Annotated in this window: 25 protein-coding genes; 12 read left to right on the forward strand and 13 right to left on the reverse strand. The window is 63.0% G+C overall.

The features are described from left to right. Nucleotides 1-231 precede the first annotated feature (231 nt). Complete coding sequence (locus BLR13_RS38445) at nucleotides 232-2,037, forward strand: PHA/PHB synthase family protein (RefSeq protein ID WP_074829164.1); 1,806 nt, start codon at nucleotides 232-234, stop codon at nucleotides 2,035-2,037. 70 nt (nucleotides 2,038-2,107) lie between these two features. Beyond that, a complete protein-coding gene (locus tag BLR13_RS38450) occupies nucleotides 2,108-2,506 on the forward strand; it encodes an MAPEG family protein (protein WP_074829161.1) in 399 nt (132 codons plus the stop codon). 21 nt (nucleotides 2,507-2,527) lie between these two features. On the opposite strand, the gene BLR13_RS38455 is transcribed toward BLR13_RS38450, so the two are convergent. The 4 genes from BLR13_RS38455 to BLR13_RS38470 all read right to left on the reverse strand — a co-directional run bounded on the left by BLR13_RS38455 (nucleotide 2,528) and on the right by BLR13_RS38470 (nucleotide 6,068). Further along, nucleotides 2,528-3,121, reverse strand: coding sequence for a class I SAM-dependent methyltransferase (locus BLR13_RS38455; protein WP_074829158.1), 594 nt, complete (start codon nucleotides 3,119-3,121; stop codon nucleotides 2,528-2,530). Between the two features lie 12 nt (nucleotides 3,122-3,133). After that, complete coding sequence (gene argC, locus BLR13_RS38460; protein WP_074829156.1) at nucleotides 3,134-4,123, reverse strand: N-acetyl-gamma-glutamyl-phosphate reductase; 990 nt, start codon at nucleotides 4,121-4,123, stop codon at nucleotides 3,134-3,136. Next, nucleotides 4,120-4,806, reverse strand: a complete 687-nt coding sequence (locus tag BLR13_RS38465) for an FMN-binding negative transcriptional regulator (protein WP_074829152.1) — start codon at nucleotides 4,804-4,806, stop codon at nucleotides 4,120-4,122. The genes argC and BLR13_RS38465 overlap by 4 nt, the downstream gene beginning before the upstream one ends. A gap of 272 nt (nucleotides 4,807-5,078) precedes the next feature. After that, nucleotides 5,079-6,068 carry an MBL fold metallo-hydrolase gene (locus BLR13_RS38470; RefSeq protein ID WP_074832231.1) on the reverse strand — a complete coding sequence of 330 codons (990 nt, stop codon included), beginning with the start codon at nucleotides 6,066-6,068 and terminating at the stop codon, nucleotides 5,079-5,081. 361 nt (nucleotides 6,069-6,429) lie between these two features. On the opposite strand from BLR13_RS38470, the gene BLR13_RS38475 reads away from it, so the two are divergent. The 4 genes from BLR13_RS38475 to BLR13_RS38490 all read left to right on the forward strand — a co-directional run bounded on the left by BLR13_RS38475 (nucleotide 6,430) and on the right by BLR13_RS38490 (nucleotide 7,791). Further along, on the forward strand, nucleotides 6,430-6,882 hold the full coding sequence (locus BLR13_RS38475) for an Hsp20 family protein (protein WP_074829149.1): 453 nt from the start codon (nucleotides 6,430-6,432) through the stop codon (nucleotides 6,880-6,882). Between the two features lie 80 nt (nucleotides 6,883-6,962). Then, nucleotides 6,963-7,286, forward strand: a complete 324-nt coding sequence (locus BLR13_RS38480) for a hypothetical protein (RefSeq protein WP_074832229.1) — start codon at nucleotides 6,963-6,965, stop codon at nucleotides 7,284-7,286. A gap of 99 nt (nucleotides 7,287-7,385) precedes the next feature. Beyond that, the gene (locus BLR13_RS38485; protein ID WP_074832226.1) at nucleotides 7,386-7,595 is read left to right on the forward strand and encodes a hypothetical protein; all 210 of its coding nucleotides are present in this window, start codon (nucleotides 7,386-7,388) and stop codon (nucleotides 7,593-7,595) included. Between the two features lie 10 nt (nucleotides 7,596-7,605). Next, entirely contained in the window at nucleotides 7,606-7,791 is a 186-nt protein-coding gene (locus BLR13_RS38490; protein WP_074829147.1) for a hypothetical protein, read from the forward strand. A 72-nt stretch (nucleotides 7,792-7,863) separates the two neighbouring features. Here BLR13_RS38490 and BLR13_RS38495 read toward each other — a convergent pair whose 3' ends face one another. Next, the gene (locus BLR13_RS38495) at nucleotides 7,864-8,394 is read right to left on the reverse strand and encodes a DedA family protein (RefSeq protein WP_074829144.1); all 531 of its coding nucleotides are present in this window, start codon (nucleotides 8,392-8,394) and stop codon (nucleotides 7,864-7,866) included. A gap of 273 nt (nucleotides 8,395-8,667) precedes the next feature. On the opposite strand from BLR13_RS38495, the gene parE reads away from it, so the two are divergent. From parE to BLR13_RS38515, 4 genes are all read left to right on the forward strand, one after another. Beyond that, nucleotides 8,668-10,725, forward strand: a complete 2,058-nt coding sequence (gene parE / locus BLR13_RS38500) for a DNA topoisomerase IV subunit B (protein WP_074829142.1) — start codon at nucleotides 8,668-8,670, stop codon at nucleotides 10,723-10,725. 233 nt (nucleotides 10,726-10,958) lie between these two features. Then, nucleotides 10,959-11,741, forward strand: coding sequence for an outer membrane protein (locus BLR13_RS38505; RefSeq protein ID WP_074829141.1), 783 nt, complete (start codon nucleotides 10,959-10,961; stop codon nucleotides 11,739-11,741). A 267-nt stretch (nucleotides 11,742-12,008) separates the two neighbouring features. Continuing rightward, complete coding sequence (locus tag BLR13_RS38510) at nucleotides 12,009-12,194, forward strand: hypothetical protein (RefSeq protein WP_074829138.1); 186 nt, start codon at nucleotides 12,009-12,011, stop codon at nucleotides 12,192-12,194. A 56-nt stretch (nucleotides 12,195-12,250) separates the two neighbouring features. Beyond that, on the forward strand, nucleotides 12,251-13,021 hold the full coding sequence (locus BLR13_RS38515) for an SDR family NAD(P)-dependent oxidoreductase (RefSeq protein ID WP_074829136.1): 771 nt from the start codon (nucleotides 12,251-12,253) through the stop codon (nucleotides 13,019-13,021). Here the strand turns inward: BLR13_RS38515 and BLR13_RS38520 are convergent. From BLR13_RS38520 to BLR13_RS38530, 3 genes are all read right to left on the reverse strand, one after another. After that, a complete protein-coding gene (locus BLR13_RS38520) occupies nucleotides 13,011-14,240 on the reverse strand; it encodes an FAD-dependent oxidoreductase (protein WP_074829131.1) in 1,230 nt (409 codons plus the stop codon). The genes BLR13_RS38515 and BLR13_RS38520 overlap by 11 nt on opposite strands. A gap of 160 nt (nucleotides 14,241-14,400) precedes the next feature. Next, nucleotides 14,401-14,634, reverse strand: a complete 234-nt coding sequence (locus tag BLR13_RS40895) for a hypothetical protein (RefSeq protein ID WP_074829127.1) — start codon at nucleotides 14,632-14,634, stop codon at nucleotides 14,401-14,403. 169 nt (nucleotides 14,635-14,803) lie between these two features. Then, nucleotides 14,804-16,300, reverse strand: coding sequence for a caspase family protein (locus BLR13_RS38530; RefSeq protein WP_074829124.1), 1,497 nt, complete (start codon nucleotides 16,298-16,300; stop codon nucleotides 14,804-14,806). Nucleotides 16,301-16,716: 416 nt separating this feature from the next. On the opposite strand from BLR13_RS38530, the gene BLR13_RS38535 reads away from it, so the two are divergent. After that, the gene (locus tag BLR13_RS38535; RefSeq protein ID WP_074829117.1) at nucleotides 16,717-18,297 is read left to right on the forward strand and encodes a DEAD/DEAH box helicase; all 1,581 of its coding nucleotides are present in this window, start codon (nucleotides 16,717-16,719) and stop codon (nucleotides 18,295-18,297) included. A gap of 159 nt (nucleotides 18,298-18,456) precedes the next feature. Continuing rightward, nucleotides 18,457-19,524, forward strand: a complete 1,068-nt coding sequence (locus BLR13_RS38540; RefSeq protein WP_074829113.1) for a GGDEF domain-containing protein — start codon at nucleotides 18,457-18,459, stop codon at nucleotides 19,522-19,524. A gap of 121 nt (nucleotides 19,525-19,645) precedes the next feature. On the opposite strand, the gene BLR13_RS38545 is transcribed toward BLR13_RS38540, so the two are convergent. The 5 genes from BLR13_RS38545 to sufD all read right to left on the reverse strand — a co-directional run bounded on the left by BLR13_RS38545 (nucleotide 19,646) and on the right by sufD (nucleotide 23,666). Then, a complete protein-coding gene (locus BLR13_RS38545) occupies nucleotides 19,646-20,122 on the reverse strand; it encodes a TfoX/Sxy family protein (RefSeq protein ID WP_074829110.1) in 477 nt (158 codons plus the stop codon). A 148-nt stretch (nucleotides 20,123-20,270) separates the two neighbouring features. Beyond that, nucleotides 20,271-20,675 carry a HesB/IscA family protein gene (locus tag BLR13_RS38550; protein WP_074829107.1) on the reverse strand — a complete coding sequence of 135 codons (405 nt, stop codon included), beginning with the start codon at nucleotides 20,673-20,675 and terminating at the stop codon, nucleotides 20,271-20,273. 62 nt (nucleotides 20,676-20,737) lie between these two features. Next, a complete protein-coding gene (locus BLR13_RS38555; RefSeq protein WP_074829105.1) occupies nucleotides 20,738-21,109 on the reverse strand; it encodes an SUF system Fe-S cluster assembly protein in 372 nt (123 codons plus the stop codon). Next, nucleotides 21,106-22,353 (reverse strand): cysteine desulfurase, encoded by a 1,248-nt coding sequence (locus BLR13_RS38560; RefSeq protein WP_074829103.1) that lies wholly within the window; start codon nucleotides 22,351-22,353, stop codon nucleotides 21,106-21,108. Before BLR13_RS38560 ends, BLR13_RS38555 begins: the two co-directional genes overlap by 4 nt. Further along, nucleotides 22,350-23,666, reverse strand: coding sequence for a Fe-S cluster assembly protein SufD (gene sufD, locus BLR13_RS38565; RefSeq protein WP_074832223.1), 1,317 nt, complete (start codon nucleotides 23,664-23,666; stop codon nucleotides 22,350-22,352). The genes BLR13_RS38560 and sufD overlap by 4 nt, the downstream gene beginning before the upstream one ends. Nucleotides 23,667-23,669 lie beyond the last annotated feature (3 nt).

Consider the following 23,669-nt stretch of genomic DNA (forward strand, 5'->3'; position numbering starts at 1 on the left):
CGCGGCTGCATCCATTCAGCCGCAACCTTCAACCGTTCAAATAATTGTCGTCCGAAACGATTAAAGCCCAAACAGCCAATCCGACCGGTGAGGCTTCAATGTGTCAGAACGGCGAAATCGTATCGCACTGCAGCAGGATTAACCCCAAGGTTAACCCCAAGGTTAACCCCGAGCCCGTTGGCGCCAATCGACGCGGTGACGAACCCGAAATGAAGTTATAGTGTCCCCATCATGACCGAAGTTAACACCGAAACCCAGGCTCCGAAAGCGTTCAACGCCGAAGCCTTCGCCATGAATATCGCGAAGGCGATGGAGACCAGCGGCCAGGCGCTCGCGGCCTATCTCAAGCCGCGCGAGAACGGCGAGGCGAAAGACAAGCCGCCGAACGAAATCAGCGAAGTCATCAAGACTTTCTCTACGGTCGCCGAATACTGGCTGTCCGACCAGAACCGCGTGTCGGATCTGCAGAGCAAGATGGCGAAGGCCTATCTCGATCTCTGGGGTTCGGCGGTGCGCCGCATGGCCGGCGAAGAGACGAAGCCGGCGATCGAACCGTCGCCGCGCGACAAGCGCTTCAAGGATCCGGAGTGGCGGACGAACCAGTTCTTCGACTTCGTGCTGCAGCTTTATCTGCTCACCACGCAGTGGGCGCAGGAACTGGTGAAGAACGCCGAAGGCGTCGACCCGCACACCCGCAAGAAGGCCGAATTCTACGTCCAGCAGATCACCAACGCGATCGCGCCGTCGAATTTCGTCTTCACCAATCCGGAAGTGCTGCGCGAGACGCTGGCCTCGAACGGCGGCAACCTGGTTCGCGGCATGAAGATGCTGGCGGAAGATATCGAGGCCGGACACGGCACGCTGCGCATCCGCCAGTCCGATCCGTCGAACCTCGTCGTCGGCGTCAACATGGCGACGACACCCGGCAAGGTGATCTTCCAGAACGAGCTGATGCAACTGATCCAGTACACCCCGGCCACGGAGACCGTGCTGCGCACGCCGCTCCTGATCGTGCCGCCATGGATCAACAAGTTCTACATTCTCGATCTCAAGCCGGAAAAATCCTACATCAAGTGGTGCGTCGATCAGGGCATCACCGTGTTCGTGATCTCCTGGGTCAACCCGGACAAGGAACTCGGAAAGAAGACCTGGGCCGATTACATGGCCGAAGGCCCGCTGACCGCGATGGACGTGATCGAGAAGGTGACGGGCGAACTGAAGGTGCACACCGCCGGCTATTGCGTCGGCGGCACCCTGCTCGCCTCGACGCTGGCCTATCTCGCGGAGAAGCGCCGCCAGCGCGTCACGTCAGCGACGTTCTTTGCCGCCCAGGTCGATTTCACCCATGCCGGCGATCTGCTGGTGTTCGTCGACGAGGACCAGCTCTCGGCGCTGGAACGCGACATGCAGGCGGCCGGCGTGCTCGACGGCGGCAAGATGGCGATGGCCTTCAACATGCTGCGATCGAACGACCTGATCTGGTCCTATGTCGTCAGCAACTACCTGAAGGGACAGACGCCCTCCGCCTTCGACCTGCTGCACTGGAATTCCGACGCCACGCGGATGCCGGCCGCCAATCATTCGTTCTATCTGCGCAACTGCTATCTGGAGAACCGGCTGTCGACCGGCAGCATGGTGCTCGACAACACGCTGCTCGACCTCTCGAAGGTCAAGGTGCCCGTCTACAATCTGGCGACGCGCGAGGATCACATCGCGCCGGCGGATTCAGTGCTCTACGGCTCGCAGTTCTTCGGCGGCCCGGTCAAATATGTGCTGTCGGGGTCGGGCCATATCGCCGGTGTGGTCAACCCGCCGGCGGGCGGCAAGTACCAGTACTGGACCAACGACAACATCAAGGACATCAAGTTGGCCGACTGGATCAAGGGTGCCACCGAGCACAAGGGATCGTGGTGGCCCGACTGGCAGCAATGGCTGGAAGGCCTCGACGCCGAGCGTGTGCCGGCGCGCGCGGTCGGCTCCGAAGCGATGCCGCCGATCGAGGACGCGCCCGGGAGCTATGTCCGGGTTCGCGCGTAGCACTGACGCGCAGACTTGGTTATAAACAATCATCCCGCGCCGGGATTCGAATTCAGTTGAGGGGGAACCAATGACGCGTGAACTGTTCTGGCTGACTCTGACCGTGATTTTGACCGGCCTGCTGTGGATCCCCTACGTGCTCAATCGCTGTCAGGTGCGCGGCCTCGGCGGCGCCATGGCCAACCCGTCGCGCAACGACAAGCCGCTTGCGGACTGGGCCAACCGGCTGCTGTTCGCGCACGACAATGCGGTCGAGAACCTCATCATCTTCGCGCCGCTGGTGCTGATCCTCAACGCGGCCGACTATTCGACCAAATGGACGGTGCTCGCCTGCGCGGTGTATTTCTGGTCCCGCGTCGCACACCTGATCGTCTACACGCTCGGCCTGCCGGTATTTCGCACGCTGGCCTTCGTCGTCGGCTTCATCGCGCAAGGCGTGCTGGCGCTGGCGATCTTCAAGATCGTCTGAGACGAATTCAGGCTTCCTTGCTCAGCCGCCCTTGCGGGCGACAACAAACAGCATCGAAGCCTGTTTGTCGTCGAAGCCTTTGACTTCGCCGCTCTCGATCGCCAGCGAACTCCACTTCCCTGCCTGCGCGTAGGTGGCGCGCAGCCATTCAAGTGACGGATAGTTGTAGTAGCGATTAAGTGTATCGCGCCCGTCGGCATCGCCGGCCTTGTAGCTGGCGTAGAAATATCCGGCGGGCTTCAGCGCGCGCCAGATCAGCGCCAGTACGTCGGCAAGTTGCTCGCGGGGAACGTGCAGCAGGCATGCATTGGCCCAGACCGCGTCGTAGGCCTCGACTTCATTCACGTCCTGAAACAGCAGCGTCTCGACCGGACGGCCGAGGCGCTTCGCGGCGATGTCGGCCAGTTCCGGCGACCCGTCGGTCGCGCGAACGTCGAAGCCGCTCGCGAGCATTTCGGCGGAATCGCCGCCGGCGCCGCATCCAAGCTCCAGGATTTTGGCACCGGGCGACAGCAGTCCGAGAAAACGCGCCATCCGCGCCTGGCGCGAGGTGATCTCGCGCTGCGCATAGGCCTCGGCATTGCGCCGGTAGAATTGCAGCGTGTCGTGGTCCACTGGCAGGCTTCCTTAACAGTCCGCAATCCCGAGCATCAGCCGCATGTTCTGCACCGCCGCACCGGACGCACCCTTGCCGAGATTGTCGAGCCGCGCGATCAGAACCGCCTGCCGGTGCTTCTCGCTGGCAAAGACATAGAGCTCGAGCATATTGGTCTCGTTGAGCGCCTCCGGCTCGAGCTTTCCATTCCTGGTCGCGTCGTCGAGCGGTTTGACCGAGACGTATTTGCTCCCGACGTAACGCTTCGCCAGCGCCGCGTGAAGGGCGGCACCGTCAGGCTTGCCGGGCAGCGTGTCGAGATGCAGCGGTACCGACACCAGCATGCCCTGCCGGTAGTTGCCGACCGACGGCACGAAGATCGGCCGTCGCGTCAGATGCGAGTAAAGCTGCGTCTCCGGCAGATGCTTGTGCTCAAAACCCAGACCATAAAGCTCGAACGCCGGCGCGGTGCCGTCTTCGAAACTCGCGATCATCGTCTTGCCGCCCCCCGAATAACCGCTCACCGCATTGATGGTGATGGGATAATCCGCAGCTACGAGGCCGGCATCGACCAGCGGCCGCAACAATGCGATCGCACCGGTCGGATAGCAGCCGGGATTCGAGACCTTCCGGGCGTTGCGGATCTTGTCGACCTGGTCGGCGGCGAGTTCCGGAAAGCCGTAGGCCCAGTCGGGCGCAACGCGAAAGGCGGTCGACGCGTCCAGCACCTTGGGCGCCGCAGCGCCGAGGCTGTCGATCAGCTTGACCGTCTCCTTGGCGGCGTCATCCGGCAGGCAGAGGATCACGAGATCCACCTCCTTCATCAGCGCCTTCTTCGCCTCCGGATCCTTGCGCTTGTCGTCGGCGATGCTTGCGACCGCCACGTCGTTCTGCGCGCTGAGCCGCTCGGCAATGCCGAGGCCCGTCGTCCCGGAGCCGCCGTCAACGAACACGACGGGCTTCTTCGCGGCGCCGCTGGTCTGGACCTGGCCTTTCGGCAGCTTGGTGTCGGAAACGGTCATGTCGCATTCCTTTCGGGGGAAATCGTTGAATCGGTTTGTGGGGCATTGGCCGGGAACGCCAGCGGGCGCTGCTCGCGCATCAGGCTAGCGATCACTCGCGCATCGGCGTCGGGCTGCGTGGCCAACGCTTCGGTCAGCGCGGTATAATCGGCGTCCGACTTGTGCTGGTTCAGCTTGAAGCTGCCTTCGATCTCTTCCACCGTCATCACCATACCCACGATCGCCTTCTTCATCGCCTCAAGCCGCCCGGCGGTCATCTTCGACGACACCCAGGGCTTCTTCGGCAACAGCCGCCCCTCGAACTTGGCGCTGAGCGTCTCGATCTGCTCAGCGAGTTCGTCGTCGGACAGTCGCCGCACCGTGCCCGTCAGATGCACCGCCTGGTAGAGCCAGGTCGGCACTTGGTCCGGCGAGACATACCAGTCCGGCGACACATAGGCATCCGCGCCACTGACGGCCAGCAGCCAGGATGTGGTCCCGTCGGCCAGTTTTATCAGCGGATTGTTGCGGGCAACATGAAACGCCGCGCGCGGCGTGCCGTCATCGGCAAAGGAAAGATAGAACGGCAGCGACGAGGCAATCGGCTTGATGCCATCCCACGCGCAGGCCAGGCCAAAGCCGCGCGCTTCCGCAAACGCAAGGCTTGCGGCGCGGTCGGACTTGAACATCGGAGGCGTATACATTTGGAACTCCTGCTTAACGTAGGAGCCGCCAGATCAGACCGCGTTTTTGGAAAAGGAAAAGCCGCGGGACCGGATCCGGCGGCAGGGGCGACAATCTAAACGCAGACGTCCGCCCATACCGCGAGAATGCGGCGGCGGCGGGCGGTCAGAATGGTCAAGGCGTTGATCATGGGCGCGGCTATAAGGCCGCGCCCGATTTTCGTCAAGTTATAGCTGTCATTCCGGGATGGAGCGCAAGCAAAGCAGGCGCCCCCGGAATGACGCTCCTCGCGTCAGATCACCGGGCTCCATTGGGCCGGCACCAGCCGGTAACCACTGCCTTCCTTGACGATGTTGCCGAGGCCCGGGAACGGGTAGTGGAAGCCCTGAACCCGCATTTTTTCGGCGGCCAGCATGTCGTAGACTTTGCGGCGCGTGGCTTCAGCCATCGCCGCATCCTGGTCGAAGAACGCCCGCCAGCCCGGATTGGCGACGAACAGCGCCGGATGATTGGTGACGTCGGACTGGATGAAGACCTTGTCGGCGCCGGAAGACAGCACATAGGAAGTATGTCCGGGCGTATGACCGGGAGTTTCCATCGCCAGCAATCCCGGCACGACCTCCTTGCCCCACTCGTACGGCGTCGCCTTTTTGTTCAGTCCTGCTTCGAGGACGCGCCGGGCGTTCTTGAAAACAGTCTGCATCCGACCTTCCGGCGCACGGCTCATCTCGCCGTCATCCATGAAATATTTCCATTCCACGGCCGGCACCAGCACTTCCGCGTTCGGGAATGCGAGCTTGCCGTCCGCGTTCAACAACCCGTTGATATGATCGCCATGGAAATGCGAGATCACGACGGTATCGACCGCCTCGAGCGGTATCCCTGAAGCGATCAGATTGGTCTGGAACTGGCCGTTAGTGCCCTTGCTGGCGGCAAATCCGTCGGGACCCATGCCGGTGTCGAGTACAATCACCTTGCCGCCCATCTTGATGGCAAGCGGCGTGAACAAGAGCGTCATCTTGTCCTGCGGCAGGAAGGCCTTGTCGAGCGCGGCTTTGACATCGTCCAGTTTGGCATTGGGGATAAAGCTTTCGGCAAGCGCAAACGTCGTCGAGCCGTCGAAAATGGGGTTCACCTCGATGTCGCCCACCTTGTAGCGATAGAAGCTCGGCGCCTGCTTGTCGGCCATCGGGGCAGTCGCGTTGGCGGAGATCGCCGGCAACAGCGGCGCGGTGGCGATGCCGGCCGCGCCGGCCAGAACGTGACGTCGTGTCAATTCCATATGGTGTCCTCCCTTTGAAACGATGGATGCGCTCGGCGGCTTGTTTCCCGCACTGTTGCCGTCGCGCGCCATTTTTAGCAGCGTTCCGCCCGCAACGCGATGATGCTGTCTTGTCGGCTAACCCCTGTTTCGCCGCGTTATTCCGCCCCTACGCCCCCCCTGCTGCCAAGTGGCTGTTAACCGGTTTGGGCGGCGGCCTAAAAATTTTTCAGGACCCTCTTGAACTTTTTTCCGGCCTGCCAATTATTTCGATCGCCGCACTTGGTGCGGCCGGGGCGCCTTTGGGCCCCGTAGTTGAGGCGGGCGCCGGCAGGTGTCCGGCGCCGGCTCGTACCCATCTTGCTCTTAGGAGGATTTGGCTATGAGGTATGATTGGACTCCCCTGTGGAGGTCGACTATCGGCTTCGACCGCCTGTTCAACGTTCTCGACGAGGTCCAGCGGACCGCGGAAGAGAGCTTCCCCCCGTACAATATCGAACGGCTCGACGAGAACCGTTTCCAGATTTCGGTGGCACTTGCCGGCTACACGCCGGACGAAGTGACGCTGACCGCCGAGCAGAACGTGCTGACCCTCGAAGGGAAAAAGGCCGAGAAGGAAGAAAAGACCTTCCTGCATCGCGGCATCTCCACCCGAAACTTCAAGCGCCAATTCACCCTTGCCGACCACGTCGAGGTCAAGGGCGCGCGGTTCGAAGACGGACTGCTGCTCGTCGAATTGCAGCGCGAGATTCCCGAGGCCATGAAGCCGCGCCGCATCGCGATCAACGGGATAACGCCCGGCAAGGTCACACAGATCGAGTCCAAGGCCGCGTAACGAACCGGAGGCCTGGACCAACCTGTGCCGCGCGGGATTTCTCGCGCGGCACTCCCAAGCGTCAATGAATGGAGGCACTCATGCGGACGACGCCCGCTCACGACAACGTTTTCGATTTCAACGTCCTCTTGCATCCCGGCACGGTATTCGAGCATCCGCGCGATGTCGTCGCCGATCCGGCGCTCAGCCTTTCAGAAAAGCGAGCCATTCTTGCTTCCTGGGCTTCCGATGCTTCCGCCATCGCATCCTGCCCTGCGTTGCGCGCCCCCGACGGTCTCAAAGCTCCGGTGCACATCGACCACATCCTCGAAGCGCTTTGCGCGCTGGACGGCAGCGGCCCGCGCAACCCACCGGGCGGCAAGCCGATGCGGCTGCGTTCAACCGAGCGATGCGCGGCCGCCTGACCAAAGGTGACTTGAAAGACCGGGAAGGCCATGGCGTGGAACGGGCCTTCCCAAAACCACGAGGAAAAAGCTGGAGACAGTCACGGAGCCGAGCCGACGATGATCGATGAAAACCTCGCCCGTCTGCGAACCCACCGCAACAATATCCATCGCTACCGCCGGCTGCTTGCAACCAGGCTGAGCGAGCTCGAACGCAGCTATGTCGAGCGCCGCCTTCAGCAAGAGCAAGCATCGATGGATGCTCTCGCCAGGGAGACGTTTCCCTTCACACTGTCCGCAGTTGATCCCACTCATCAGAGTGCGGCCTAAGAGGACGGCCATGTTTCAGTTGGACACGTTCATCATACAGGGTCATCAGAAGGTCATCGACCATTACCGCTGGCTTCGCGACACCGCGGGATCCGAGGCTGAACGTGAGCGTTTTCAGCGCCGGATGGTGGAAGAGTACGAGGCGCTGAAGCGTTACACCGAGTCGCGCTCCGACGGGACACGGCGCGCAGCGTAGGCCATGAGGCACGGCAGGCTTGGCCAACCGCGTACGGCCACCTACGGCGCCGGGCAACCTGCCTTGCCCTCTTCAGACCACCCGCCACAGCCATTCGGCAAGTTGTCCGATCACGTCGCCGAACAGCAGCAGCGCCGCCGACCAGATCAGCGCCGAAACGAAATTGGCGACTTGGAATTGCCAGTAGGACATTTCGAAAATCCCGGCGGCGAGCGGCACCGAAGCCCGCAGCGGTCCGAAGAACCGGCCGATGAAAATCGAAGGCACGCCCCATTTCCTGACGAAGGCCTCGCCGCGCGGCAGGATCTCGGGAAAGCGCGACAGCGGCCACATCTGGGCGACCTGTTCCTTGTATTTGAAACCGAACCAGTAGGAGACCCAGTCGCCAAGTGCCGCGCCGATGCCGCCGGCGATCCAGACCGGCCAGAAGCTGATGCCGGTCACACCGATCAAGGCACCGATCGCCACCAGCGCGCCCCAGGCCGGTATCAGCAGCGAGATGAAGGCCAGCGACTCGCCGAAGGCCAGCGCCAGCACGATCGGCGCGGCCCAGCCCTGATGATCGCGCACGAAATCGGTCAAGGCGCGCGCAAAATCTTCCATGTCTTGAATGCCTTCCCCGCCCCGTATGCCCCGGGTTCACAGCCCAGGACAGGTACGCCAGCCGGTTGCGTGACATCAAGTCACAAAGGCGGACACGGGGCGTGATCGCCTTGTTTCGCATCTCGAGGACCTGATATGGGCGCAGGAACCGCGCCGGGGACAGGCGCCACACTAGCTGCTGTCCTTGGTTGCCGTCACTTTCTTGGCCCATCCGTGGCATAGTCAGGGAAACCGATTCGCTGCGCGATGACGCATCGCAACACATAAAGAACCATGGCCAAAGCATTGAAATCAAACGCCAAAGCGAAGGCCGCCAACGATCTGTTCGGGGCCCCGGAATCCAAGGGCCGCGCGCCCGCGAAGACGGCCGCCCGTTCGGGTGGCGCCGAAGAAGCCTATACCGCCGCCGACATCGAGGTGCTTGAAGGGCTCGAGCCGGTGCGCCGCCGCCCCGGCATGTATATCGGCGGAACCGACGAAAAGGCGCTGCACCATCTGTTCGCCGAAGTCATCGACAACGCCATGGACGAGGCGCTGGCGGGACACGCGTCCTTCATCGAGGTCGAGCTCGGCGCCGACGGGTTCCTGACCGTCACCGACAACGGCCGCGGCATTCCCGTCGACCCGCATCCGAAATTTCCGAAGAAGTCCGCGCTCGAAGTCATCATGTGCACGCTGCATTCCGGCGGCAAGTTCGACTCCAAGGTCTACGAGACCTCGGGCGGTCTGCACGGCGTCGGCGTGTCCGTGGTCAACGCCCTCTCCTCGCGGCTCGAAGTCGAGGTCGCGCGCAGCCAGAAGCTCTACCGGATGAGTTTTGAGCGGGGCCATCCCAAGGGCAAGCTCGAAGACCTCGGCAAGATCAACAACCGCCGCGGCACCACCATCCGCTTCAAGCCGGATACCGAGATTTTCGGCGCCAAGGCGGTGTTCAAGCCGCAGCGCCTGTTCAAGATGGCGCGCTCGAAGGCCTATCTGTTCGGCGGCGTCAAAATCCGCTGGCGCTGCGATCCCGAACTGCTGCGCGGCGTCGAGGGCGTCCCTGCGGAGGACGAGTTTCACTTCCCCGGCGGCCTGAAGGATTATCTCGCCGCCGCCATTCACGCCGACACGCTGGTGCATCCGGATATCTTCTCCGGCAAATCCGGCCGCAACGGCGCCCACGGCGCCTGCGAATGGGCTGTCGCATGGACAGCGGATGCAGACGGCTTCCTTTCTTCCTACTGCAACACCGTGCCGACGCCGGATGGCGGCACCCATGAATCCGGCATGCGCAGCGCCATGCTGCGCGGCCTGAAGGACCATGCCGAGCGGAACGGCCAGGGCAAGCGCGCCTCCTCCATCACCTCGGAAGACGTGATGGTGGGTGCTGCCGTGATGCTTTCGGTGTTCGTGCGCGAACCGGAATTCCAGGGCCAGACCAAGGACCGGCTGGCCACCGCGGAGGCCCAGCGCATCGTCGAACAGGCGATCAAGGACCCGTTCGACCACTGGCTGTCGGGCAATCCGCTGCAGGCCAACAAGCTCCTGGATTTCGTCATTGAGCGCGCCGACGAACGGCTGCGCCGCCGCGCCGAGAAGGAAACCTCGCGCAAGACCGCGGTGAAGAAGCTGCGCCTTCCCGGCAAGCTTTCGGACTGCACCAACAGCGCCACCGAAGGCTCCGAACTGTTCATCGTCGAAGGTGACTCGGCCGGCGGCAGCGCCAAGCAGGCACGCGACCGCAAGACCCAGGCCGTGCTGCCGTTGCGCGGCAAGATCCTCAACGTCGCCTCCGCCACCAAGGACAAGCTCACCGCCAACGCCCAGCTCGCCGACCTGATGCAGGCGATCGGCTGCGGCACCGGCGCGCATTACCGCGAAGAGGACCTGCGCTACTCGCGCATCATCATCATGACCGACGCCGACGTCGACGGCGCACATATCGCCTCGCTCCTGATCACGTTCTTCTACCGCCAGACACCGCGGCTGATCGACGAAGGCCATCTCTATCTCGCGGTGCCGCCGCTCTATCGGCTCACCCATGGCAGCAAGACGGTTTACGCCCGCGACGACGCCCACAAGGAAGCGCTGCTGAAAAGCGAGTTCAACGCCAATGCCAAGGTCGATGTCGGCCGCTTCAAAGGTCTTGGCGAGATGATGCCGGCGCAGCTCAAGGAAACCACCATGGATCCGGCCCGGCGCACCATGCTGCGCGTGGTGCTGCTGGCCGATGATCGCGAAGGCACCGCCGATTCGGTCGAACGGCTGATGGGCACCAAGGCCGAAGCGCGCTTCGCCTTCATCTCCGACAAGGCCGAATTCGCCAGCGACGACCTGCTGGACGTCTGATCCCGTCAGAAACCGGCTTCTTCACGCGATTTGGTGCGTTTGGAGGCAGATTAAGCCCGGATTCTGCCCGTTTCTGCGGCATTTCCGGGTGGTTCGTTTTCAGACGGGTGTGCTCCCCCCGCAACAGCATTTTGGCTGGAACTGCGTATAGTCACCGCACTGGGTTTCGGGAATCGGTGCACGCGCACCCGTAGAGCGGTCGAATTCGGCGCTTCTAGATTGAGGGATTAGACATGAAGAAGATTGTGATCGCGCTGACCGCAATGGCGGCATTGACCGGATCGGCTGTCGCGGCTGACATGGCGCCCCGCTACACCAAGGCCCCCGCGCCGGTGGTAGTGGCTCCGAGCTGGACCGGCTTTTACATTTTCGGCGGCGGCGGCGGCGGCCTGTGGGCAGCTGATCAGTATGTTCAGACCACGGGAGCTGCGGTTCCCCTCACCATCAACCAGCGTCAGGGTGGTTCTGGCTGGTTCGGCACGGTCGGTGCCGGTTATGACTGGCAGTTCAACGGAACCTGGGTTGGCGGCATCTTTGGCGATGGCCAGTTTGGCAGCATCAAGGGCACTGTTCAGGACCCGATCGGTGGGTTGACCGGAACTGAAAAGCTGCAGGACTCGTGGGCGGCGGGCGTACGGCTCGGCTATCTGGTGGCCCCGAATGTTCTTTCCTATGTGAACGGTGGTTACTCCGGTTCCCATTGGGCGGGTACGACCTTGATGACCCTCGGCGGCCTTCCCGGCGGAGCCCATACCAACAGCTTCAACAAGAACGGCTGGTTTATTGGCGGTGGCGTGGAAAACAATCTGAACATCTTCGGCATCTCCGCGCCGGGCTGGTTCATGAAGACCGAATATCGCTCGGCTTTTTACGACCGGAAGACGGTCAACGAATTGGTCGATGGCACCAACGCACTTGTCGGCCGCGACCTCCGGTTCAACACCTGGAACCAGACCATCTCGACTTCGCTGGTCTATCGCTTCAACTGGACCGGCCCGGTCGTAGCCAAGTACTGAGATTTGAAATACTGAGCTCTAGCTAAATCAGCTACTCAAAAGCCCCGGCATCGTCCGGGGCTTTTTTGTGCCCGGACGTGACCGCGGTTCGAAAGCACGCTGCCGGCTTGCGGGTGGTCAGCAGGCCGATCCAGGCCGCCAAAGCGGCGCCGTGATCATTCCGCCCTTGCCCCGCGCTTCCGCATTGTATTCGATCGATGACGACGCGATCCCCGGGCAACGGCTCGCTGGGGTAACCGAACGAAAGCGGCAACAGGGGGAAAGTCCATGGCCAGATCGCTTTCGATCATAGGCTTTGTCGCGCTCGCCATCGGGCTGCTCTGGATCGGTCAGGGCACCGGCGCCATCGCCTGGCCGCGCTCGAGCTTCATGATCAACCAGCTACAATGGGCCGGATATGGCGCGCTGCTGGGCGCCATCGGCCTGATCCTGATCTGGCAAGGAAACCGCTGAACGCAACCGCTGACCGCAAACCTTTAACGACCGACGGCAAGTAACGGATAACAATCATGAAAGAAGGACTATTCGACCTCACCGGCAAGGTCGCCATCGTCACCGGCGGCAATGGCGGCATCGGGCTCGGCATGGCCAGGGGATTGGCGGCGGCCGGCGCTGCCATCGCGATCGTCGGCCGTAACGAGGCCAAGTCGGAAGCCGCGGCCGCCGAACTCACGCAAGGCGGCGCCAGGGCGATTTCCGTGGTCGCCGACGTCACCGACAAGGAAGCGGTCGCGGCCATGACCGCGCGCGTGGCCGGCGAACTCGGCCGCATCGATATCCTCGTCAACAATGCCGGCATCAACATCCGCAAGCCGCCGCATGCGCTCGACATCGCGGAGTGGAACAGCGTGATAGCGACCAATCTCACCAGCGCCTTCCTGTGCTCACAGGCGGTGTACCCTGCCATGAAGGCCGCGGGCGGCGGCAAGATCATCAACATCGGATCGATGATGTCGATCTTCGGCGCCAGCTTCGCGCCAGCCTATGCCGCGAGCAAGGGCGGCATCGTTCAGTTCACGCGTTCCTGCGCGGTGGCCTGGGCTGGCGACAACATCCAGGCCAATGCGGTGCTGCCGGGCTGGATCGACACCGATCTCACCAAACGCGCACGCCAGGAGATCGACGGCCTGCACGACCGGGTGCTGACGCGCACGCCGGCAGCGCGCTGGGGCGCCATCGGCGACTTCGCGGGGATCGCGGTGTTTCTGGCCTCCCCCGCCTCCGACTTCGTCACCGGCACCGCCATTCCCGTCGACGGCGGCTACTCGATCATGGGCTGACGCCGGCGCCTTCGGCAACCGGCGACTGCACATGCTCGGGCCGGACGCCGAGGCCGACAAACCGCGCGGTAATGCCCTGCAGCCAGGGGATCGCGGTGATCAGCCGGATAACGGCCGGGGCCTGCAGCGGCTGATTACCCGGTTTGAGCGCTGACGTGATGATGTTGTTCTGGACAACGACCTGCATTCGCTGCGTCACTCGCACCGGAAACGCGCGACGCCTGCGCACCGCGTCCAGGTCGTCCTCCGACGGGCAACCGCTGGCGAGCTTCGAGGCCAGAAGATTGGCGGTCGCCACCGCATCCTGAACCGCGAGATTGACGCCGACGCCGCCGACCGGCGACATCGCATGGGCAGCGTCGCCGATGCACAACAGCCCCGGCCGCGTCCAGCGCGGCAGCCGGTTGATCGCAACCGTCAGCAGCTTGACGTCGTCCCAGCTCTTTACGTCCGACAGCCCGGATTCAAGAATCGGCGCCATCCGCGCGATATCGTCGAGCAGCGCCGGCAGTCCCCTCGCCTTCACCGCGTCGTACTGGCCCTTGGCGATCACATAGGCGCACTGCCAATAGCTGCCGCGATCGAACGTCACCATCATCTTGCCGGGATCGACGCGGGCAAACAGGCTTTCGCTCTCGTTCTCGCGCTTGCCGGCGCGAAACCACAACACGTCCATCGGCGCGCCGATCTCCTCGATCGGAAGCCCCGCGCGTTCGCGCACCAGCGAATGGCGGCCGTCGCAGGCAACCGTCAGATCGGCCTCGATATCGACGACGCCATCGGGCGTCTTCACCTTCACGCCCGCGATGCGATTGCCGTCATGGATCAGATCGACCGCCTCGGCGGACATCATCACCTTCAGCGAAGCAAACCGCTTGCCGCTCTCGCGCAGAAAGTTGAGAAAATCCCACTGCGGCATGAAGGCGATGAAGGGATATTTCACGTCGAGCCGGCTCAGATCGGCGATCCGGACCGAGGTTCCGCCGAACATGCCGTCCATCGTCTGCAATTTCTGGTGCGGCAGTTTCAGGAAGCCGTCGATCAACCCGAGTTCATCCATGACCTGCAGGGTCGAGGGATGCACGGTGTCGCCGCGAAAATCGCGGAAGAAATCCGCATGTTTTTCCAGCACGACGACGTCGATGCCGGCGCGTCCGAGCAGATAGCCGAGCATCATCCCGGCCGGCCCGCCGCCGACGATGCAGCAACGCACTTTCATGCTTCACCCCGTTCAACAACGGCGGCAGTCTACCCGGACGATAATCCGTGGTCGACAGGTCCAATCGGCGGCATATTCGCGTCGGGGTAAAGGCGGAAGCGGAATAGTGACGCCCTGCCAGCGTCCGCTCTCTCGCCCTGCGGGGGAAACCACCGGCCGGCTATCTTGCCAACAAGCCTGTCAACTGCTCGTCGGCGATTGAACAGCGAATTTCATCTATTTGACGAGTCAGAAATAGCGCACTGGCCCTCAGGCTTTCGAGCGCCGCGCCTTCCGGATGTATCTTATCAAGATCAGCTATTTTTTCATTGACCGCCGCAAGCCGAAAATGAAGCCGTTCGATTTCAGCACGAAGATCGGCTTCGGAATCCTTCCAAACCGGCTGAGCCCGCATGATCGTCCCCCCGTTTTTTGTCACACCAACGTGAAGGGTTTTTATGGCGGGAACGGGATCAATCCGCGTCGGATTAGGAACGCTCGCGCGGCTTTTTCGGTCCCAACGCCGGGCGCATCGCTCTGCGGGAATGCGCGGGGGGATCAGCACCGTCAGCGCTAGGCGGAGTCTAGCGCCGAAACGTCTTGATCTCCGACACACTGCCGTCGCGGTAGGTCAATTCCACCGAGACCGATTTGGTCGATGGCGCCAGCTTGAGGTACGGCAGTGCGTCGTGCGGAATGGCGCTGGGATCCCTGGGATCGCAGGCCGGCATTTTCAGAACCTTGTCGGGCACCGCGCTGTCGATGCCGATCCGCGCTTCGCGGATCGCGCAGCGAAACGACATCAGCTGGCTGTAATAGACCAGAAGCCCGTTGAATTCGCGAAACGACAGCCAGCTCGTCGCGGTCATGTCGAGGATCTTGCGCTGGTCGCGAATGAGGGCGGCTTCCGGATCGAACCTGATCGGGAACGGCCCCTGGGTCTCGCCATTGGTGTCGACATAGCGCACCTGGATGGTGGCCGCCGGCGCGTCGGCCGGAAGCTCGATCGACGGATTGGGCATCCGTTTGCGGGTGCGCGGATCGAGCGTGTCGACGAAGCCGGTTTCGCGGAAGTCGCCGGCTTCCCCCATCCGCCAGGAAATGCCGAGCGTCGGATCGGCGATCGAGAACACCACGCTCCAGCCGCCATTGTGGCGCGAGAACGAGGCGATCGGCGCATTGACGGAATCGTTTTGCGGGGCGAGCCGCTGCACCGGCGGCAGCGCCGCAAGCTGCTGCGGCGACGCCGCCGGCTTCGCGGCGTCCGCAGGCCCCTTCGAAGCGCCGTTGAGAAACACGTCGTCGACCATCTGGTCGAAATAGACCGGGATCTGCTTGTGGTGGACGGTCTCCGCCATCTCGCTGACGAGGCGCCGCGTGCGCTGTGCGACCTGGACCAGGTTCACGCCGGGCTCCGTCAGCTCCTTGGCAAAGGTCCGCGTGAACACCGAATTCGGATTGTTGTCGTCGTTGGAAAGCCGGTCGAGCGCGGTCTGCCGGGGACCTGCCGAAAATACCGAGAACACGCCTTCCGGCAATTGCGTCATCGGCGCCAGCCCGCCGCCGCCGGCGACCGCGCGGGTACCGGAGCGCTCGAATGGATTGTTGCGGCAGGCGTCGAACACCAGGATGGCGGTCCGCACCTTCTTGTTCTGCAACCGCTCGATGACGCGGTCGGCGAGAACGGAAGCGTCGCGCACCAGCTCTTCCTGGCCTTCGGTCGCGGCCGGCACGTCGGTCGGCAGCAGAAAATTCTGGCCTGCGATCTCAAAACCGTGGCCGGCATAGAAGAAGAACGCGGTGTCGCCGGGGCCGACCGCGCGATCGAACGCCAGCAACGTTTCGGAAAACGCCTGCCGGTTCTGGTTCTCCGCCACCATCACGGTGAAGCCGAGTTGCTTGAGCGTGTCGCCCATGGTGCGGGCGTCGTTGACCGCCTTTTGCAGCTTCGGCACGTTCTTGTAGTCGTTGTTGCCGACGACCAGGGCGACGCGCTTCTCGGCATGCGCAGGTGCGGCGAGCGCGAGCCACGCCGCCGCCATGCATGTCGCGGCCAACAGTCTGGAAAGCCAGGCAGTCATCAAATCCCTCGTCTGCGCGAATGCACTCAAAGTCCTGTGGCCTGCGGGCCAAGTTCTTTGGAGCCCGTGCCTTTGGACCCCGCGCAACCGCCACATGCCATAGTCGGCAGGCCCTGTCCTGCGGTTCAACGGCTGACAGAACGGTGCAGTCGTTTGACGGCCAAATGACGGTTTTGCGGTTATTTGTGCGAAAACATTAAGCTTTTTCGGCCATATGATCGGTTGCCAGATTGACTTTGGCCATTTCGCCCCTATGTTTCGCTTCAACGCGGCCTTGGATCGAAACGCGATTCCCTGGTTTGCCGCTCGTCTGCGTAAGTCAGAGCCCCCAGCTTCCAAAAAGCGCGCCGTTTCGGGGCAAAACGCGACAGCCTTTTTACCCTCGATTCCGAACGGCGGTGTCGACTTGAGGCTCAATGTCTTTTTCCCATCTCGGCCTTTCCGATAAGGTCCTCGCCGCTGTTGCGGCCACGGGTTACACCACCCCTACTCCCATTCAGGAACAGGCGATCCCGCATGTTCTGGCCCGCCGCGACGTTCTCGGCATCGCCCAGACAGGCACCGGCAAGACCGCCGCCTTCGTCCTGCCCATGCTCACTTTGCTGGAAAAGGGCCGCGCCCGGGCACGAATGCCCCGCACCCTGATCCTCGAACCGACCCGCGAACTCGCCGCACAGGTCAAAGAGAATTTCGACAAATACGGCATCGGCCAGAAGCTCAACGTGGCGCTTTTGATCGGCGGCGTCTCGTTCGGCGACCAGGACACCAAACTGACGCGTGGCGTCGACGTGCTGATCGCAACCCCGGGCCGGCTGCTCGACCACACCGAGCGCGGCGGCCTCCTGCTCACCGGCGTCGAACTGCTCGTCATCGACGAAGCCGACCGCATGCTGGACATGGGCTTCATTCCCGACATCGAACGCATCTGCAAGCTGGTGCCGTTCACGCGCCAGACGCTGTTCTTCACCGCGACGATGCCGCCCGAAATCAGCCGCATCACCGAATCCTTCCTGCACAACCCCGAGCGGATCGAAGTCTCAAAGCCGGCCACCGCGGCGGTCGGCGTATCGCAGTTCCAGGTCCCCGGCGGCCGCGAGGCGCACGACAAGCGCGATATCCTTCGCCGCCTGCTGCGCGACGCCAAGGACCTCCAGAACGCGATCATCTTCTGCAATCGCAAGCGTGAAGTCGCCGTCGTTTACAAGTCGCTGCAAAAGCACGGCTTCAGTGTCGGCGCCCTGCATGGCGACATGGACCAGTCGGCCCGCACCGCCGCGCTCGACCAATTCCGCAAGGGTGAAATCCCGTTGCTGGTGGCCTCCGACGTCGCCGCCCGTGGCCTCGACATTCCGATCGTGAGCCACGTCTTCAATTTCGACGTTCCGCATCACGCCGACGATTACGTGCATCGCATCGGCCGTACCGGACGCGCAGGCCGTGCCGGCACCGCGATCTCGATCGTCACCTCGCTCGATACCAAGTCGATCGCCGCGATCGAAAGGCTGATCGGCCAACCGATTCCCCACGCCGAGGGCGACTATTCGGTCAGCCCGGATGCGTCCAGCGACAGCGACCAGCCGCGCGAGCATCGCTCCCGCGAAGGCGCGAGAGACGGTTCACGCGGCGGCCGCAAGCCGCGGCGCGAACCGCGTCACGGCGAACGCGAACCGCGGCACGCCAAGGGTGCCGACCGCGAGCCGCGAACTGCTGAGCCAAGAACTGGTGAACCAAGGCATTCCGAGCCGAGGGCTTCCGAACCCGGTCATTCAGAACCCCGTCATTCGGAACCACGGCATCCCAGGGGTGGCCGCAATCGCGCCCCGCAGCCGCAGGCATCGACCGAATCGTTCGCGCCTCCTGCCCCCGCGCCGGCTTCCCGCGTCCCCTCGATCGGTCGCCCCGAACCGCGGCGCGCCCAGCGCGAGGTCGAATCGGAGCCCGCCGATCATTCGCATCTTCCGGCGTTTCTGTTGCGGCCGGTTCGAGCCCGCATCTGAGCTGCGCGTATTGAGCAGGCATTTGGGAAATCCTGGCAGGAAACTGCCAGGGAACCCGTGTTTACCCGGTATTCATTCTCCCCGGCTAACTTCGCAGCGTTAATTTTAGTCATTGCTGCAGGGCAACGAGCGGCGCTGCTCGGTATTGGGGACGGATCAGTGGTCAAGCTGCTGGACGAACACGAACGCACGATGGCGTTTGCCGAAGTGGCGTTGGGCCAGATCAAGTCCCTCCGGCAGACCGCCGTCCCGCGCAATTACGAAATCTGGTACGTCTACGCGACCGGATACAATGCTGCGCTCAACAAGATCATCAACGAGACGCTGGCGCGCAACGGCAAGCTGAGCGAGTCCGATCTCGAACAGATCTACGAAACCTATCTCTCCCACATCAAGACCTCCGACCGCATCGACAAGGTCGGCGCGCGCGTGATCGGCGAAATCGACGACGTGATGACGCTCATCACCGAGGCGCTCGGCATGTCGGCGACCTACGACGCCAGCCTGACCGGCGCCACCCAGAAGCTGTCGGCTGCGCAGCAGCCGGACCAGATCAAGGCGGTCGTTGAGCAACTGGTGAAATCCACCCAGGAAATGCGCGAGACCAACAAGGCGCTGGAAACCCGGCTGTTGCTGTCGAAGACCGAGATCAGCAATCTCCAGCACAGCCTCGAGGCGATTCGCGCCGAGAGCCTGACCGATCCCTTGACCGGCTTGGGCAACCGCAAATATTTCGACCGCTCGATCGACATGGCGGTGCAGACCGCGCTTGCCAGCGGCGAGCCGCTGTCGCTCCTGATGTTCGACATCGACCACTTCAAATCGTTCAACGACTCCTACGGCCACCTCACCGGCGATCAGGTATTGCGGCTGGTCGGCATGTCGTTGAAGCAGACCATCAAGGGCCAGGACATCACCGCCCGTTATGGCGGCGAGGAATTCGCGGTCGTGCTGCCCAACACCGCGCTGCGCCAGGCGCTGACGGTGGCCGACCACATCCGTCGCGCCGTGATGGCAAAGGAATTGAAGAAGAAATCCACCGGCGAAATTCTCGGCCGCGTCACCATCTCGGTCGGCGTGTCCATGCTGAAGCCGGGCGATGACACCGATTCGCTGATCGAGCGTGCCGACGCCTGCCTCTATGCAGCCAAGCGCAACGGCCGCAACCGCGTGATCTGCGAAGTCGACCCCGAATACGCCGCCGAGACCCGCAGCCAGGTCGCGTAGGTATCCCTCCGGCCGTCGTCCCGGCCTTGAGCCGGGACCCATAACCACCGCCGTCAGTTGCTGGAAAAAGCCGTCAACCATCTGGCCCGGATCATATCCGCCGCGGCGTATGGGTCCCGGCTCAAGGCCGGGACGACACCGGTTTTCGTTTCGCAGATTTTCCTTTGGCCGGCTTACTGTTCACCTTGGCCTTCTTCACCGCAGGCTTCTTGAGCGCCTTCGCGCGCTTCTTGGCGACGGCCTTCTTGGCTGCAGCCTTCCGGGCCTTGGGCCGCTTCTTCATGGCCGCGCGTTGCGCCGCCACCAGCGCCGTCCTCGCCCACACGCTGAGCTCCTCGGAATCGTCGAACAGCCGGGCCGGCAATTCCCAATACGAGTTCACGGTGACCGTCTTGGCCCGCGTCTGATATTGAAACGGTTTTGAGCCTTCCGCCTCGAAGTGCGGAATCGATTGCTCGTCGGCACGGAAATACAGGCCGGAGCGCAGCGCCAGGGCGAAGTTGGTGCCGTCGGCGGAAATGCCGAAGCCGGAAAACATTTTGCGGATGGTGACCGGACCGAAGTCCGCGAACAGGTCGATCAGGAAATCGCGATCCATCTTTGTCGTCCCGGCCTTGAGCCGGGACCCATATGCCGCGGCTTCTCGATGCGGCAGTATGATCGACGATCTTTTCCGGAATCAACAGCGATGGTTATGGGTCCCGGCTCCTGATGCGCAATTGCGCATCTGGGCCAGGACGACGCGGTTAGAGCTTCGCAGCCGTGAGCTGCACCGATTCGCCGCAACCGCAGGCCGAAACCTGGTTGGGATTGTTGAAGATGAACTGGGCCTGCATCTTGTCGGCCTTGTAGTCCATCTCGGTGCCGAGCAGGAACAGGACTGCCTTCGGATCGACCAGGATCTTGACGCCCCTGTCCTCGACCACCTCGTCGGTGGGCTTCACTTCATGGGCATATTCGACGGTGTAGGACTGTCCGGCGCAGCCGCCGTTCTTGATACCGACGCGCAGCCCGACGATCTCGGAATCGGCGCGCTGGGTCAGTTCCGTGATCCGCTGCGCGGCGGCTTCGGTCAGGCGCATGACCTGCGGGCGCGGACGCGGCTTCGGCTTGGCGGATGGCGTGGGTGAAGCGGGTGTCATGTTGGTCATGTGATCATTCCAAGCGGCAAATCAATGCCAGTCATCTTGCCGTAAAGCGGTTAAACCCTCACTCACCACATATTGAGGACGAGGCGGGCCTCGTCGGACATGCGATCCGGCGTCCAGGCCGGGTCCCACACCAGATTGACATTGACGACGCCGACCCCGGGAACGCTGGCGATCGCGTTCTCCACCATGGTCGGCAGTTCGCCGGCCGCCGGACAGTTCGGCGTGGTCAGCGTCATCATCACGTCGACGGCGCGATCGTCCTTGAGGTCGACCTTGTAGATCAGGCCAAGCTCGTAGATGTCGGCCGGGATTTCCGGGTCGAACACCGTCTTCAGCGCGGCGACGATCTCCGTCCCCAGCCGTTCGGTCTCCTCCGGCGGCAACGCCGAGACGGTTTCCATGTTGGCGGTTTTGACTTCGACAGTGTCACTCATGAGAACAATTCCCGCGCCTTGATCAGCGCCTGTGCCAGATGATCGACTTCTTCACGGGTATTATACATCCCAAACGACGCCCGGCAGGTGGCTGTGACATTGAACCGCTCTAAAAGCGGCATCACGCAATGGGTGCCGGCGCGCACGGCGATACCCTGACGGTCGATCACGGTTGCGACATCGTGGGGATGGGCGCCCTTCATTTCGAAGGAAATCACCGGTCCCTTGCCCTTCGCCGTGCCGATCAGGCGCAGCGAATTGATTTCGCGCAGGCGGCCCTCGGCATAGGTCAGCAGATCGTGCTCGTGAGCGGCGATGCGCTCCTTGCCGATCGAATTGACGTAATCGATCGCAGCGCCCAGCCCGATCGATTCCACGATCGCCGGGGTGCCCGCCTCGAACTTGTGCGGCGGATCGCCATAGGTGACCCAATCCTTGGCGACTTCGCGGATCATCTCGCCGCCGCCATTATAGGGCCGCATCGCGACCAGGTGCTCGTGCTTGGCATAGAGCACGCCGATGCCGGTCGGACCGTACAGCTTGTGCCCGGTAAAGACGTAGAAGTCGCAATCGATGTCCTGCACGTCGATTGCGAGATGCACCGCGGCCTGACTACCGTCGACCAGCACCGGAATGCCGCGGGCATGCGCCAGCTTGACCACGTCCTTGACCGGAACGATGGTCCCGAGCGCGTTCGACATTTGCGTGATCGCGACCAGCTTGGTGCGGTCGGTCAGCAGCTTTTCGAATTCCTCGATCAGGAAGTTGCCTTCGTCATCGACCGGCGCCCACTTGATCACGGCGCCATGGCGCTCGCGCAGAAAATGCCAGGGCACGATGTTGGAGTGATGCTCCATGATGGAGATCACGATTTCATCGCCGGCCTTGATGTTGGGCTCACCCCAGGACGACGCCACCAGGTTGATCGCCTCGGTGGCGTTGCGGGTGAAAATGATCTCTTCGGTGCGTCCGGCGTTGAGGAATTTCGCGACCTTGGCGCGGCCGCCCTCATAGGCCTCGGTCGCGGCATTGGCGAGATAATGCAGGCCGCGATGCACGTTGGCGTATTCGCTCTTGTAAGCCTCCGTCATGCGGTCGAGCACGGCGGTCGGCTTCTGGGCGGAGGCCGCGTTGTCGAGATAGACCAGCGGCTTGCCATAGACCTTCATCGCCAGCGCCGGGAAATCCTCCCGCACGCGGTTGACGTCATACGCGCCGTTCATGACCGCCGGATGCTGGGTCATGCCCGTGCCTCCAGCCAGCGCTGCGCCGCCGTGATCGCAAGCTCGCGCAAGTCGTCGTTGACGACAGATTCGATCGCCTCGCCCACAAACGCCTGGATCAGCAGCGCCTGGGCCTCCTTCTCGGAAAGCCCGCGGGCGCGCAGATAGAACAACAGGCTTTCGTCGAGCGCGCCGGTGGTCGCGCCATGGCCGCAGGTGACGTCGTCGGCGAAGATTTCGAGTTCCGGCTTGTTGACGGCCTCGGCCTCGTCCGACAGCAACAGCGCCCGCGTCATCATCTTGGCGTCGGTCTTCTGGGCGTGGGGCTGCACGATAATGCGGCCCTGGAACACGGAATGACCGCTGTCATCGACGACGGCCCGGAAGACTTCACGGCTGGCGCAGTGCGGCACCGCGTGATCCATGAACAGCGTGGTGTCGGCGTGCTGTTTGCCATTGAGCAGGTTGACGCCGTTGGTCTCGACTGTCGAGCCCTCACCGGCAAAGGCGATGGTCGCCTGGTAGCGGCTGACGCCGGCGCCCGAAACCATGCCGAAGGTGTTGAAGTGCGCATGCGCGCCCAGCGTCACCATGCCGGAGGAAATGTTGAAGGCCTCGCGGCTATCCTCGACCAGACGAACATGATCGAGCCTGGAATTGTCACCGATCGCGACGACAAGGGAATCATGGGCCTGATAGGTCCTGGCGCCGTCGGCCGCAATGTAGCTCTCAACCAGCGTAGCTGTGGCATCCTTGCCGAGCCGAAGCATCGAGCGCGTGAACATGGCAGCAGGTGCCGCGCCGCTGGCGACGTGGACGATCTGCAGCGGCTGCGTCAGCACCACGCCATTGGCGATCTCGATCACCACGCCGTCGGTCATCATGGCGCTGTTGAGCGCGACCATCGGATTGTCGCTATCGAGCGAAAACAGTTGCGCCTGCAGCGCGGCGTCGCCGGCCTCCAGCACGTCGCGCAGGGTGCGGACGGCAAGGCCCTTTTCCAGTCCGCCCAGTTCGGAAAGCTTTGGCGCGAACACGCCGTCCACCAGCACCAGCCGGCGCGCCCCCTTGACGCCCTGCAGCTTCAAGGCTGAAGCTGCCTTCGTCAGCGCCGCCGCATCCGGCGCGGGCGCCAGCGGCAGCACCTCGCGCATCAGCGCGCGCAAATCCGTGTACTTCCAGTCCTCGATCCGGCGGTTCGGCAGACCGGTGCGCTCATAAGCCTCGAACGCCGCGCGTCGCGCCTCGGCCGCGCCCGGCAGCCGATCGCGCGCGACCGCAAAGCTGTCGCTCAGCGGGCGTCCGGTTTCGTTTTTTGCCACAGCAACGTTCATCAT

The organism is Bradyrhizobium ottawaense (genome assembly GCF_900099825.1).
Classification (GTDB): Bacteria; Pseudomonadota; Alphaproteobacteria; order Rhizobiales; family Xanthobacteraceae; genus Bradyrhizobium; species Bradyrhizobium ottawaense_A.